Origin of the sequence: Agromyces tropicus (assembly GCF_039531345.1) — a bacterium.
In the GTDB taxonomy this organism is placed as follows: Bacteria; Actinomycetota; Actinomycetes; order Actinomycetales; family Microbacteriaceae; genus Agromyces; species Agromyces tropicus.
Window position 1 is genome coordinate 1,192,828 of sequence record NZ_BAAAPW010000001.1, and the last position, 13,091, is coordinate 1,205,918.

11 protein-coding genes and 1 tRNA gene are annotated in these 13,091 nt (G+C 72.8%); 1 reads left to right on the forward strand and 11 read right to left on the reverse strand.

The genetic code is table 11. The features are described 5' to 3' along the window. Nucleotides 1-10 precede the first annotated feature (10 nt). From ABD230_RS05470 to ABD230_RS05485, 4 genes are all read right to left on the reverse strand, one after another. Nucleotides 11-1,711 carry a long-chain-fatty-acid--CoA ligase gene (locus ABD230_RS05470; protein ID WP_344370018.1) on the reverse strand — a complete coding sequence of 567 codons (1,701 nt, stop codon included), beginning with the start codon at nt 1,709-1,711 and terminating at the stop codon, nt 11-13. Beyond that, nucleotides 1,711-2,688: a ribose-phosphate diphosphokinase gene (locus ABD230_RS05475; RefSeq protein WP_344370020.1), complete on the reverse strand. Its 978-nt coding sequence runs from the start codon at nt 2,686-2,688 to the stop codon at nt 1,711-1,713. The genes ABD230_RS05470 and ABD230_RS05475 overlap by 1 nt, the downstream gene beginning before the upstream one ends. Nucleotides 2,689-2,722: 34 nt before the next feature. Next, entirely contained in the window at nt 2,723-4,165 is a 1,443-nt protein-coding gene (gene glmU / locus ABD230_RS05480) for a bifunctional UDP-N-acetylglucosamine diphosphorylase/glucosamine-1-phosphate N-acetyltransferase GlmU (protein WP_344370021.1), read from the reverse strand. Between the two features lies 1 nt (nt 4,166). Then, nucleotides 4,167-4,238: transfer RNA gene (locus tag ABD230_RS05485), tRNA-Gln, on the reverse strand. 92 nt (nt 4,239-4,330) lie between these two features. Between ABD230_RS05485 and ABD230_RS05490 the strand changes: the two genes are divergently transcribed. Beyond that, nucleotides 4,331-4,828: a MarR family winged helix-turn-helix transcriptional regulator gene (locus ABD230_RS05490; RefSeq protein WP_344370024.1), complete on the forward strand. Its 498-nt coding sequence runs from the start codon at nt 4,331-4,333 to the stop codon at nt 4,826-4,828. 68 nt (nt 4,829-4,896) lie between these two features. On the opposite strand, the gene ABD230_RS05495 is transcribed toward ABD230_RS05490, so the two are convergent. From ABD230_RS05495 to rsmA, 7 genes are all read right to left on the reverse strand, one after another. After that, nucleotides 4,897-5,556, reverse strand: coding sequence for a methionine ABC transporter permease (locus ABD230_RS05495; RefSeq protein WP_344370026.1), 660 nt, complete (start codon nt 5,554-5,556; stop codon nt 4,897-4,899). Next, nucleotides 5,556-6,584 (reverse strand): methionine ABC transporter ATP-binding protein, encoded by a 1,029-nt coding sequence (locus tag ABD230_RS05500; RefSeq protein ID WP_344370029.1) that lies wholly within the window; start codon nt 6,582-6,584, stop codon nt 5,556-5,558. The genes ABD230_RS05495 and ABD230_RS05500 overlap by 1 nt, the downstream gene beginning before the upstream one ends. Before the next feature lie 93 nt (nt 6,585-6,677). Next, entirely contained in the window at nt 6,678-7,565 is an 888-nt protein-coding gene (locus tag ABD230_RS05505) for a MetQ/NlpA family ABC transporter substrate-binding protein (RefSeq protein WP_344370031.1), read from the reverse strand. Between the two features lie 189 nt (nt 7,566-7,754). After that, a complete protein-coding gene (locus ABD230_RS05510; protein ID WP_344370033.1) occupies nt 7,755-9,647 on the reverse strand; it encodes an ABC-F family ATP-binding cassette domain-containing protein in 1,893 nt (630 codons plus the stop codon). Nucleotides 9,648-9,894: 247 nt separating this feature from the next. Beyond that, nucleotides 9,895-10,875, reverse strand: a complete 981-nt coding sequence (locus tag ABD230_RS05515; protein WP_344370036.1) for a hypothetical protein — start codon at nt 10,873-10,875, stop codon at nt 9,895-9,897. A 256-nt stretch (nt 10,876-11,131) separates the two neighbouring features. Beyond that, nucleotides 11,132-12,091: a 4-(cytidine 5'-diphospho)-2-C-methyl-D-erythritol kinase gene (locus tag ABD230_RS05520; RefSeq protein ID WP_344370038.1), complete on the reverse strand. Its 960-nt coding sequence runs from the start codon at nt 12,089-12,091 to the stop codon at nt 11,132-11,134. Nucleotides 12,092-12,155: 64 nt separating this feature from the next. Beyond that, nucleotides 12,156-13,055, reverse strand: a complete 900-nt coding sequence (rsmA, locus tag ABD230_RS05525) for a 16S rRNA (adenine(1518)-N(6)/adenine(1519)-N(6))-dimethyltransferase RsmA (protein WP_344370040.1) — start codon at nt 13,053-13,055, stop codon at nt 12,156-12,158. Nucleotides 13,056-13,091: the final 36 nt, after the last annotated feature.

Below are 13,091 nucleotides of genomic sequence, written 5' to 3' on the forward strand. Positions count from 1 at the left end.
CGTCGCGCACCTAGTCCGCGATCAGCCCGTCGCGCACCTGACGCCGGATCACCTTGCCGATGAGCGACCGCGGCAGGTCGTCGACCTGGACCACCCGGCGCGGCACCTTGTACGGCGTCAGCCGGTCCCGGACCACGGTGCGGATCTCCTCGGCGTCGAGCTCCGCGCCCGCGCGGAGCACGACGGCCGCGACGACCTGCTCGCCCGAGCGCTCGTCCGGCAGGCCGACGACCGCGCAGTCCTCGACGTCCGGATGCTGCCGGATGGCGTCCTCGACCTCGCTCGGCGCGACGTTGAAGCCGCCCGTGATGATGAGCTCCTTGATGCGGTCGACGATGCGCACGAAGCCGTCCTCGTCGATCGTGACGATGTCGCCCGTCCGGAACCACGGGGCGCCGCCCGCCGGGTCGTCGACGAAGACCGCCGCCGTCTCCTCCGGCTTCTTCCAGTAACCGCCGAAGACCTGCGGCCCGCGCACGACGAGCTCGCCGCGCTCCCCCGCCGGCACGTCGCGCATCGGCTCGTCCGGGTCGACCACGCGGCACTCGGTGTCGGGCAGCGGCAGGCCCACCGTCCCGGCCTTCCGGGTGTCGGCGACCGGGTTCGCCATGAGCACCGGTGAGCACTCCGACAGTCCGTAGCCCTCGACGAGGTACCCGCCCGTGCGCTCCTCCCACGGCTCGACGACCGAGGCGGAGAGGGGCATGGCGCCCGAGATCGCGATGCTGATGCCCTCGAGCGAGACCCCGCGTTCCGCGGCGGCGCTCGTCAGGCGCTCGTAGATCGGCGGCACCGCCGGCAGGAACGTCGGAGGATGCCGGCGGACGGCCTTCAGCACCAGGTCCGGGTCGAACCGCGGGAACAGCACGAGCCGGGAGCCCATGCTCATCGCGAACGTCAGGCACAGCGTCAGCCCGTAGGCGTGGAACATCGGCAGCACGGCGTACACGACCGACGTGCCCCGCGCGATGTCGGGCACCCACGCGCGCGCCTGCGCGGCGTTCGCGAGCAGGTTCGCGTGCGTCAGCGTGGCGCCCTTCGGGCTCCCGGTCGTGCCGCTCGTGTACTGGATGAGCGCGACGTCACTCGAGCGCGGCGCATGGATGTGGGGCTCGATGCGGTCGGATGCCACGAGCTCCCGCCACGGGACCGTGCCGTGCACCGCGGTCGTGAGGGCCGCGCGCGACTCGCGCGCCTTCGCGATCGGCAGGCGCAGCGCGGCACGTGTCGTCCACGGCATCGCCCGCGTCAGGTCGACCGAGACGATGTGGCGCATCGCGAGGTCGTCGGGGAAGTCCTGGATCGACGCGACCACCTTGTCCCACGCGATCACGACGCGCGCGCCGTGGTCCTCGAACTGGTGGCGCAGCTCGCGCGGCGTGTACAGCGGGTTGTGCTCGACCACGATCGCACCCAGCCGCAGCACGGCGTAGAACGCGACGATGTGCTGCGGGCAGTTCGGCAGCACGATCGCCACCGGGTCGCCGGGCTGCACGCCGAGTCGCCGGAGTCCCTCGGCGGCGCGGTCCACCTGCTCGCCCAGCTGGGCGTACGTCGTCGTGCGGCCGAAGAACTCGAGCGCGGGCCGGTCGGGGTACTCCCGGACCGAGTCGTGGATCAGGTCGACGAGCGATCCCGACGGCGCGGGGAGCGAGTGCGGGACGCCGTCGGCGTAGCTCGTGAGCCAGGGCTTCGCCGTGGCATCCGCCATCAGGCCGCCCCGTCGAACATGCTCGTGACCGAGCCGTCCTCGAAGACCTCGTGGATGGCGCGGGCCAGCAGCGGCGCGATGGGCAGCACCGTGAGGCGGTCCCAGCGCTTCTCCTCGGGCAGCGGCAGCGTGTCGGTCACCACGACGCGGTCGATGAAGTCGGACTGGAGGATCTCGGTCGCCGGGTTCGAGAACACGGCGTGCGTGGCCGCGACGACGACGCCGGTGGCGCCGTTCGCCTTGAGCGCCTCGGCGGCCTTCACGATCGTGCGACCCGTGTCGATCAGGTCGTCGACCAGCAGGCAGACGCGGCCGTCGACCTCGCCGACGATCTCGTGCACCGACACCTGGTTCGGCACCAGCGGGTCGCGGCGCTTGTGGATGATCGCGAGCGGCACGCCGAGCTTGTCGGACCAGATGTCGGCGACGCGCACGCGGCCCATGTCGGGCGACACGACCGTGAGGGTCTCGGGGTCGAGCGAGTTCTTGAACTCCTCGAGCAGCACCGGCATGGCGAAGAGGTGGTCGACGGGGCCGTCGAAGAAGCCCTGGATCTGGGCGGCGTGCAGGTCGATCGACATGATCCGGTCGGCGCCCGCCGCCTTGTAGAGGTCGGCGACCAGGCGCGCCGAGATCGGCTCGCGGCCCCGGCCCTTCTTGTCCTGGCGGGCGTAGGGGTAGAACGGGGAGACGACGGTGATGCGCTTCGCCGACGCGCGCTTGAGCGCATCGACCATGATGAGCTGCTCCATGAGCCACTCGTTGATCGGCGCGGCGTGCGACTGGATGACGAACGCGTCGGACCCGCGGACGCTCTCGTCGTAGCGCGCGTACAGCTCGCCATTGGCGAACGTGCGGGCATCGGTCGGGACGAGCTCGCTGCCGAGCTCGGCGGCGATGTGCTTGGCGAGGTCCGGATGCGCACGCCCCGACACGAGGACGAGGCGCTTGGATCCGGTGGTCTCGATTCCCGACATGGTCACAGTCCTTCCCGCCGGCCCAGCCGGGTTCTCATTCGCCGTCGGTCTCACCCGCCTCGCGCGCGGCCTCGGCCGCCTGCGCGGCCGCGGTCCCTGCCCGGTGCTGCTCGACCCATCCGTCGATGTTGCGTTGCGGGGCGACGTTCACGCCGAGCGCCCCGGACGGCACGTCCTTGCGGACGACCGTGCCTGCCCCCGTGTACGCTCCGTCCCCAATCGTAACGGGCGCGACGAAGACGCCGTGCGACCCGGTGCGCACGTGGGAGCCGATCGTGGTGCGGTGCTTGTTCACGCCGTCGTAGTTCGCGGTGATCGAGCCCGCGCCGACGTTCGAGCCCTCGCCGATCTCGGTGTCGCCGATGTACGACAGGTGCGGCACCTTGCTGCCCTGGCCGATGTGCGCGTTCTTCGTCTCGACGAAGGTGCCGATCTTGCCCTCGGCATCGAGCACGGTGCCGGGGCGCAGGTAGGCGAAGGGGCCCACGGAGGCGTCGGGGCCGATGACCGCCAGCGTGGCATCCGTGCGCTTCACCTCGGCGCGCTCGCCGACCTCGCAGTCGAGGAGCGTGGTGTCGGGGCCGACGACGGCGCCGGTGGCGATGGCCGTCGCACCCTTGAGCTGGGTGCCCGGCCGCACGGTGACGTCGGGCTCGATGCGCACGGCGAGGTCGATCCAGGTCGTGGCGGGATCCTCGATCGTGACGCCGTTCAGCTGCCAGCCGCGCACGATGAGCGCGTTCAGGCGGGCGGCGGTCTCGGAGAGCTGGGCGCGGTCGTTGACGCCCGCGACGAGCCATGCCTCGGACACTGGCCGGGCCTTCACCTCGGAGCCGGCCTCGCGCAGCAGCGCGATGATGTCGGTCAGGTACTTCTCGCCCTGCGCATTGTCGGTCGTGAGGTTCGCGAGCTGGTCGCGCAGGGCCCCGACTCCGAACGCGTACACGCCCGCGTTGATCTCGTCGATCGCGAGCTCGTCCTCGGTCGCGTCCTTCTGCTCGACGATGCGGTCGAACGCGCCCTCCGCGCTGCGGACGATGCGCCCGTAGCCGGTCGGGTCGTCGTAGCGGGCCGAGAGCACGGATGCCGCGAGCTCGTCGGAGCGGTGCCGCTCGAGCAGCCCGGCGAGGGTCGACGCGTTCAGCAGTGGCACGTCGCCGTTCAGCACGAGCACGTCGCCCGTGAAGTCGTCGGGGAGCGCGGCCACGGCCTGCTCGACCGCGCGGCCCGTGCCGGGGACCTCGTCCTGGTCGACGATGATCGTGCCGGGCAGCTCCGTCTCGATCGCGCCGGCGACGAGGTCGCGCTCGTGCCGCACGACGGCCACGACGTGCGCGGCGTCGAGCGCCCGGGCGGTCGCCAGCACGTGGGCGATGATCGGTGCACCCGCGAGCGGGTGGAGGATCTTCGGCGTCGCCGACTTCATGCGCGTGCCCTGGCCCGCGGCCAGGACGATGATCGCGAGATTGTTGTCCATGCTCCGCCACCAGGATTCGAACCTGGGCCTCACAGCTCCAAAGGCTGTCGTGCTGCCGTTACACCATGGCGGACCGCGCCGACGGTCCCGCCGAAACGCACCCCAAGTCTGCCACGGTGCCCCGGCCGGCCCGAACGCGCCGGCGGCCGGTGGGATACTGGCGGCATGGCGACGACGGACCAGGACGAGGTGGACCGCATCGTCGACGACTGGGAGCGCGAGCGCCCCGACCTCGACTTCGCGCCGCTGCAGGTGTTCTCCCGCGTCGGCCGGCTCTCGAAGCTCCTGGACCGGGCGCGACGGCAGGCGTTCGAGCGCTCCGAGCTGGAGTCGTGGGAGTTCGACGTGCTCTCGGCGCTGCGGCGCGCCGGGTCGCCGTTCCGGTTGCCGCCGAAGGCGCTGCTCGCGCAGACGCTGGTCTCGAGCGGCACCATGACGAACCGCATCGACCGGCTGGTGTCGCGCGGGTTCGTCACGCGCCAGACCGATCCGCACGACGGCCGCGGCATCCTCGTCGAGATGACGCCCGCCGGCCTCACCCGCGTCGACGCCGCGATCACGCGGCTCGTCGACGCGGAGGCGGAACTGCTCGCCGGACTCCCCTCGGCCGAGCAGCGACGGCTCGCGGCACTGCTGCGGAAGCTCTCGCTCGGCTTCGTCTGAGTCGACGACGGCCGGCGCCGACGGCCGGCCGAGCCCGCCGGACGTCACGCAGCGCCCGGGGAGCGGCCTCAGCGCCGCAGCACCCGCCTGGCCAGCCGGTTGCCGACGAACTGCACGACCTGGACGAACACCACGATGAGCAGCACGGCCGCCCACGTGACGACGGGCTCGAACTGCCGGAAGCCGTAGAGCTGTGCGAAGTAGCCGAGGCCGCCGCCGCCGATGAGCCCCGCCATCGCGGACATGTCGATCACCGCGATGACGATGAACGTGTAGCCGAGGATCAGCGGGCCGAGCGCCTCGGGCACCACGACGGTCGCGAGGATCCGGAACGGACCCGCGCCCATCGACCGCGCCGCCTCGATGACCCCGGGCCGCACGGTGACCAGGTTCTGCTCGACGATGCGGCCGATGGCGAACGACGCCGCGAGCGAGAGCGCGAAGATCGCGGCATCCGTGCCGATGCCGACGCCGATCACGGCCCGGGTCAGCGGCTGGACCGCCGCGATGAAGATGATGAACGGGATCGGGCGGAAGAAGTTGATCACGAGGTTCAGCACCTGGTTCACGACGGTGCTCGGCAGCAGCCCGCCGCGACGCGTCGCGTACAGCCCGAGGCCGAGCAGGAACCCGCCCGCACCGCCGAACAGCATGGTCAACGCGACCATGTAGAGCGTCTCGCCGGCGGCGGCCCAGAACTCGGGGCCCAGTTCGAGGAGCCGGTCCATCAGCGCACCTCCGTCACGTCGGCGTGCTGCGCCACGGCGGCGAGCGCGCGGTCGATCGCGGCATCGTCCCCGCGCACCGCGAGGGTCAGGTGCCCGAACGCGCGGCCGCGGATGTCGTTGATGCCGCCGTAGACGAGCTCGAACTCGAGCCCCGCCTCGGCGAGGTCGAGGAACACGCGCGCCTGCGACGCGTCGCCGTCGCGGAACGAGCACGTGACGATGCGCCCCGCGTGCCGTTCGCGCAGGACCGCGAGCTCGGCCGGCGAGGGCACGCCCTTGATCACCGTGCCGACGAACCGCTGCGACGACGGATGCCGCGGGCTCGAGAACACGTCGAACACGTCGCCGTGCTCGATGACCCGCCCCCCGTCCATCACGGCGACCTTCGTCGCGATCGACTGGATGACGTCCATCTCGTGGGTGATGACGACGATCGTGACGCCCTGCTCCCGGTTCACGCGCTTGAGGAGCTCGAGCACCTCGTGCGTGGTCTCCGGGTCGAGCGCGCTCGTAGCCTCGTCGGCGAGCAGGATCCGCGGGCGCGTCGCGAGCGCCCGGGCGATGCCCACCCGTTGCTTCTGCCCGCCGGAGAGCTGGTCGGGCCACGCGTCGGCCCGGTCGGCGAGCCCGACGAACGCGAGCAGTTCGTCGACGCGCGTACGGATGTCGGCGCGCGACCAGCCGGCGACCTTCAGCGGGTACGCGACGTTGGCGCGCACGGTCTTCGCCTCGAACAGCTCGAACTGCTGGAAAACCATGCCGATGCCGAGGCGGATGCCGCGCAGCTCGCGCTCCCGCAGGCCCGTGAGCTCGCGGCCGTCGATGCGGATCGACCCGCTCGTCGCCGGTTCGAGCGCGTTGAGCAGGCGGACGAGCGTCGACTTGCCGGCGCCGGAGTAGCCGATGATGCCGTAGACGTCGCCCGCCTCGATCTCGAGGGAGACGTCGTCGACGGCGGCCACCGGGGCCGACCGCCGGTCGGCGGCGGGGTATGACTTGCTGACGTGCTCGAGGGTCACGAGCGCCATGCGGTACCTCCTGGTCGCCCGCGCGTGCGGGTGGGCGCGCCCGGTCGGGGCGCGCGCCACCCGCGGCGCGTCGGGTTGCTCTCGTGCGGCCGGTCAGCCCTGGGCGCGGGTGTCGTCCTCGACCGTGGCGAGCGAGGCGACGAGCTCGTCGGCCGGCGTGGTCAGGGCCACCGCCGTGTCGCCCGAGGCCTCGAGGAGGCCCGCCTGGACCTCGGGGTCGGTCTGGAAGATCTCGACGAGCTCCAGGTAGGTCGGGTCGTCGGCGTCCTCGGCGCGCGCCGCGAAGACGTTCACGTAGGGCAGCGCGTTGGGGTCGCTCGGGTCGTCCTGCGCGATGGCGTCGGCGAAGGTGAGGCCGGCGTCCTGGACGAAGTCGTTGTTGATGACGGCCGCAGCGACGTCGGGCAGGCTCGTCGGAGTGAGCGACGCCTCGAGCGGGGTGACCTCCACCCGCGAGTTCGCGGCGTCGATGTCGTCGACGGTCGAGAAGATCGAGCCGCCGCCGTCGAGCTCGATGAGGCCGGCCGACTGCAGCACGAGGAGTGCACGGGCGAGGTTCGAGGGGTCGTCGGGCACGGCGACGGTGCTGCCGGCTGGGATGTCCTCGATCGAGTCGTACTGGAGCGAGTAGAGGCCGAGCGGGTAGATCGCGGTCGCGCCGATCGGCACGAGGTCGGCGTCGGCCGACACGTTGTAGTCGGCGAGGTACACGATGTGCTGGAACTGGTTCAGGTCGAGCTCGCCCTCGGTGAGCGCCGGGTTGGGCTGCGTGTAGTCGGCGAAGTCGACGAGCTCGATGTCGATGCCGGCCTCGGCGGCGGCCTCCTCGAAGGCGGGCCACTGCGGGTCGGACTTGCCGACCACGCCGATGCGGACGACGTCGTCGCCCTCGGCGGCGCCGGCGGACGAGCAGGCGGCGAGCCCGATGACGAGCGGTGCGGCGGCGAGCGCCGCGATGAGCTTGGTGGTGGTGCCGGGCATGGCGGGGTTTCCCTTTCGCGTCGGCGCGCGCGATCGGATGCTGGTGGCGGTGGTGCCTCGGACATGACGAACCCCACCGCTGGTGGCGGTGGGGCGTCGGTGCCGCGATCGCGGGCGCACTCCCACGCTAGGCGTAGGATCTGCGCCCCATTGACCACGTGGTCATCAGGCGTCACAGATCCTGCGGCGTCACCCTTCGAGCTGCTCGGAAACTTCGAGCCAGCGGGTCTCGAGGTCGGCCACGGCGTCCTCGAGCCCGCGCAGCTCGTCGCCGAGCGCGCCGAGCCCGACGTAGTCGGACTGGTCGTGGCGGGCGAGCTTCTCGTGCTGCGCGGCGATCTGCGCCTGCAGCTTCTCGAGCCGGCGATCGATCGAGCTGAGCTCCTTCTCGGCCGCGCGGCGGTCGGCGCCGGCGAGGGCTGGGGCGGATGCCGCGGCCGCGGCGCCGGCGCCGGCGGACGACGCTCCCGCCGTCGGCCCGGTCGGCGCGGTCGGACGCGACGCCGGCGCGGTGGGCGCGGACGCGGCATCCGTCGCCTGCTGCCGCCGGAGCTCGAGGTACTGGTCGACGCCGCGGGGCAGGTCGCGCAGGTGGCCGTCGAGGATCGCGACCTGGCGGTCGGTGACACGCTCGACGAGGTAGCGGTCGTGGCTGACGACGAGGAGCGTGCCGGGCCAGGCGTCGAGCAGGTCCTCGATCGCGGCCAGCATGTCGGTGTCGAGGTCGTTCGTGGGCTCGTCGAGGATGAGCACGTTCGGCTCCTGCAGCAGGATGAGCAGCAGCTGCAGGCGTCGCTTCTGGCCGCCGGAGAGGTCCTTCACGGGCGTCGCCAGCTGCGCGTTCGTGAACCCGAGCCGCTCGAGCAGCTGCCCGGGCGTGAGCTCGACCGCCTTCGACCCGCTGCCGAACACGTAGCTCGTCCGCTGCGCCGCGACGACCGCGCTCACCCGGTCGTCGGCCCACTCGGCGAGCTCCGCGAGCTCCTGGCTGAGCACCGCGACCTTCACGGTCTTGCCGCGCTTCACGCGACCCGTGGTCGGCGGCACCTCGCCCGTCACGAGCTTCAGCAGCGTCGACTTCCCCGCGCCGTTCACGCCGAGGATGCCGGTGCGCTCCCCCGGCGCGATGCGCCACTCGAGCTCGTGCAGCACGGTCCGGGTCGCAGGCTCGCCGGCTGCGGCATCCGCCACCGGGTACACGACCGAGACGTCGAGCAGGTCGACCACGTCCTTGCCGAGCCGCGAGACCGCGAGCCGGTTCAGCTCGACGGGGTTGCGCACCGGCGGCTCGTCCTCGATGAGCTGGTTCGCCGCCTCGATGCGGAACTTCGGCTTCGACGTGCGCGCCGGGGCGCCGCGGCGGAGCCACGCGAGCTCCTTGCGCATCAGGTTCTGGCGCTTGGCCTCGGCGGCGGCCGCCATCCGGTCGCGCTCGACGCGCTGCAGCACGTACGCCGCGTAGCCGCCCTCGAAGGGCTCGACGATCCCGTCGTGCACCTCCCACGTCGCGGTGCACACCTCGTCGAGGAACCAGCGGTCGTGCGTGACGACCACGAGCGCGCCGTCGTTGCCCGCCCACCGGGCCTTCACGTGCCGGGCGAGCCACGCGATGCCCTCGACGTCGAGGTGGTTCGTCGGCTCGTCGAGGAACAGCACGTCCCAGTCGCCGATGAGCAGCGCCGCGAGGCCCACCCTGCGTCGCTGGCCGCCCGAGAGCGCGCCGACGCGGCCCTGCCACGGGACGTCGCCGAGCAGCCCCGCGATCACGTCGCGCACCTTCGGGTCTCCCGCCCACACGTGCTCCTCGATGCCGCCCACGACGGCCTCGGCGACCGTCGCCTCCGGGTCGACCGTGTCCGCCTGGTCGAGCATGCCGATGCGCACGTCCCGGCGCACGGTGACGCGGCCGCCGTCGGGCTCGAGCCGTCCCGCGAGCAGCTTCAGGAGGGTCGACTTGCCGTCGCCGTTGCGCCCCACGACGCCGATCCGGTCGCCCTCGTCGATGCCGAGGGTGACCTCGTCGAAGACGGTGCGCGTGGGGAACTCGAGGTGCAGGCGCTCGGCGCCGAGGAGGTGAGCCATGTCGGCCTCAACCCTAGTCGGCGCCGCTGCGCCGCCCCTTCGGCGGCGGCCCCGCCGTCCACCCCCGCTCTGCGCACCTTGCCGCCCCGCGCCGCGCCCAGCCCCGCGCCGCGTCCAGCCCCGCGCCGCGCCCAGCCCCGCGCCGCGCCGCGTCCAGCCCGGGCACCACGATTCCCGAATTGATGCCATCTGCACCGCTGAGTTCCTTGAGCGGTGCAGATGGCATCTCCTCGCCGGACGGCCACGCTCACCCGCGCCAGCCCTTGGCGGCGAGCCGTCCGGCGACCCGCCGCGCGAACGCAGCCGAATCCCGCACGCGACCGTCCGAACCCACGTCGTCGGACGTCGCCTGCACGATGGCCCAACCCAGGTCGGCGAGGCGCTCGAGGCGACGGACGTCCCTGCGCCAGGTCGCGGCAGCCCGGTGGTGGTCGCCCTGGTACTCGATGCCGACGAGGTGGTCCGGGTACGCGAGATCGATCATCGCGATCAGCTCGCCGGCGGCGCCGAGCACCCGGTGATTCGGGACCGGCTCGGGCAGACCCGCGCGCACCAGGTCGAGCCTGAGCAGCGTCTCCCGCCGCGAGAGGGCACCCCACCGGACGTCCGCCAACGCCGCCCGCAGCGCGAGCATTCCTCGCGCTCCGCGTCGGGCTTCAAGCGATGCGTGCAGCTCCTCGGACGTGCAGAGCGGAGGGCGCCCGTCGAACGGCTCGGAGCCGGTCACGAGGAACTCGGCGGCGGCGACCAGGTCGTCGATGCGCAGGCGTCCTCCGAGTTGGACCCACGCGGTGCCCGGGTCGACGACACGAAGGCCGCCGTGCACGAGGACGCCCACGCGATCGAAGCTGATCACATGGCCATGGATGCCCTGTGCGGCCGGGCGTGCCGAGCCCGAGGGAACCGAGACGTGCAGGATCGGATGCGCAGGGCCCGCATCCCCGCCCGCGCGTCGTCGGTGCGCATCCGCCGGGAGTGGGATCCCCCAGAGCACGGCGGCCGTCGCGTGGCTGAACACCTGACGGCGCGGCATCCGCTTCGCGTACGCCTCAGCGAGCTCGCGGACCTCGGGCTGGGCCGGATCCGAATGCCTCCGAACCCCGTGGAACACGTGCTCGAGATCCGCCGCGACGAGTCGGCGCCAGTGCACGCCGCTCCGATCCGCTTCCGATCTCGTGAACGACGGTACGCCGCGGAGCCGCCACGGCAGTTCGGCTGAACGGGACACGTCCACAGCGTCCCGGCTCGTCGGCACCGACGCGTGCGCCTCTCCACAGGATGCCTCGGCGGCGGCTGCGCCCGGATGCCGAACGCGCGCCGCTCGCTCCATCACTCGTCGGCGAGTGGATGTCATCTGCACCGCCGCGCGCGTGCATCGGTGCAGATGGCATCCACTCGACGAACTGCGCGGACGGACGGATGGTGCGAATGTCGAGTGGGCGCACCGCGCGGGCGCGGCGAGCACGGCGCGCGGAGCGCGCGCGTCAGTAGGTGAGGAGGCGGGCGCCGTGCACGGGGCCGTGCACGTGCAGCACCGTGAGGCCCGACGCCGAGAGGGCGACCTGCAGTTCGATCGCGGAGTCGGCGTCGTCGACGAGCATCGCGACCGTGGGGCCGGAGCCCGAGACGAGCCCCGCGAGCGCGCCGTACTCGTCGCCGAGCGCGATCACCTCGGCGAGGTCGGGGGCGAGCGCCAGCGAGGCGGTCTGGAGGTCGTTGTGCAGCGCGCGGGCGAGCTGGCGCGGGTCCCCGGCGCGCAGCGCCTGCAGCACCTCGGCGTCGACCGTCGGCGAGTCGAGCGCCGAGCGGATGCCGTGGTGGCCGTCGCGCCAGTCGGGCTCGAGGCCGTCGTCGCGGCGTCGGTCGAGCTCGCGGTACACCGCGGGCGTCGAGAGGCCGTGGTCGGCGATCGCCAGCACCCAGTGGAACGAGCCGGTCGCGAGCGCGGGGCTCAGCCGGTCGCCGCGGCCCGTGCCGATCGCGGTGCCGCCCGAGAGGGCGAACGGCACGTCCGCGCCGAGCGACGCGGCGAGCGCGTGCAGCTCCTCCTTCGGCAGGGCTGTGCCCCAGAGGGCGTCGCACGCGACGAGCGTGCCCGCGGCATCCGCCGAGCCGCCCCCCATGCCGCCAGCGATGGGCACGTGCTTCTCGATCTCGAGGCGCACGCCACCGGGCACGCCCGCGTGGCGGGCGAGCAGCTTCGCGGCGCGGATCGCGAGGTTCGAGGCATCCGTCGGCAGGCCGCTCGTGTCGACCGACCCGGAGAACCCGACCGAGAACTCGTCGTCGGGCCACGCGCGGACGTCCTCGTAGAGCGACACCGCCTGGTACGCGGTCGCGACGTCGTGGTAGCCGTCGTCGCCGACGGCGCCGACGCGCATGAACAGGTTGATCTTCCCGGGGGCCCGGACGTGCACTGCCGCGTCGGTCGCCGGGAACGTCATGGGACCACGCTAGCCGACGCGGACCGGCCACGCGTGCGCCGCGCGAGGGCCGCGGGGCGGCCGTTCAGCCGGCCGTCGGCATCGCCCGGACGATGCGCAGGAAGTCCTCGACCGTGAGCTGCTCGCCCCGCACCTGCGGGTCGACGCCCGCTCGCTCGAGCACCGCGCTCGCGGTCGCCGCCGAGCCGCCGAGCGCGCCGGAGAGGGACTGCCGCAGCATCTTCCGCCGCTGCTGGAACGCGGCGTCGACGAGCGCGAACACCGCGACGCGCTCCTCCTCCGTGCCGGCCGGATCGCCCGGCGCCGAGCCGCGCTCGAAGCCGACGAGCACCGAGTCGACGTTCGGCACCGGCCAGAACACCATGCGCGACACCTGGCCCGCGATGCGCCAGTCGCCGTACCATGCGGCCTTCACGCTCGGGGCGCCGTAGACCTTCGACCCGGGCCCGGCCGCGAGCCGGTGGCCGACCTCGGCCTGCACCATCACGATGCCGGTCTCGAGCGACGGCACATGCTCGAGCAGGTGCAGGAGCACCGGCACCGACACGTTGTACGGCAGGTTCGCGACGAGCCGGGTCGGCTCGCCCGGGAGGTCGGTCACGCGCAGCGCGTCGCCGCGGACCACGGTGAGCGACGAGCCGGGCTGCATGACGCTGACCGTGTGGGGCAGCTGCGCAGCGAGGCGCGCGTCGATCTCGACGGCGATCACCTCGACGCCCGCTTCGAGCAGCCCGAGCGTGAGCGACCCCAGCCCGGGGCCGATCTCGAGCACGGTCTCGCCGCGCTGCACGCCGGCGGTCTGCACGATGCGACGCACCGTGTTCGCGTCGTGCACGAAGTTCTGGCCGAGCTTCTTCGTCGGGGTGACGTCGAGCAGCTCGGCGAGGTCGCGGATCTCGGCGGGTCCGAGCAGGCGCGGCGTGACCGCCCCGCCTCCGTCGGCCTCGTGCCGATGCGCGTTCACGCGCTGCTCCCCCGCACGCTCACGATGCTGGGGCAG

Coding starts and splice junctions, on each gene's coding strand:
- ABD230_RS05470 (WP_344370018.1), bottom strand. CDS start 1,711: ATGGCGGATGCCACGGCGAAGCCCTGGCTCACGAGCTACGCCGACGGC.
- ABD230_RS05475 (WP_344370020.1), bottom strand. CDS start 2,688: ATGTCGGGAATCGAGACCACCGGATCCAAGCGCCTCGTCCTCGTGTCG.
- glmU (WP_344370021.1), bottom strand. CDS start 4,165: ATGGACAACAATCTCGCGATCATCGTCCTGGCCGCGGGCCAGGGCACG.
- ABD230_RS05490 (WP_344370024.1), top strand. CDS start 4,331: ATGGCGACGACGGACCAGGACGAGGTGGACCGCATCGTCGACGACTGG.
- ABD230_RS05495 (WP_344370026.1), bottom strand. CDS start 5,556: ATGGACCGGCTCCTCGAACTGGGCCCCGAGTTCTGGGCCGCCGCCGGC.
- ABD230_RS05500 (WP_344370029.1), bottom strand. CDS start 6,584: ATGGCGCTCGTGACCCTCGAGCACGTCAGCAAGTCATACCCCGCCGCC.
- ABD230_RS05505 (WP_344370031.1), bottom strand. CDS start 7,565: ATGCCCGGCACCACCACCAAGCTCATCGCGGCGCTCGCCGCCGCACCG.
- ABD230_RS05510 (WP_344370033.1), bottom strand. CDS start 9,647: ATGGCTCACCTCCTCGGCGCCGAGCGCCTGCACCTCGAGTTCCCCACG.
- ABD230_RS05520 (WP_344370038.1), bottom strand. CDS start 12,091: ATGACGTTCCCGGCGACCGACGCGGCAGTGCACGTCCGGGCCCCCGGG.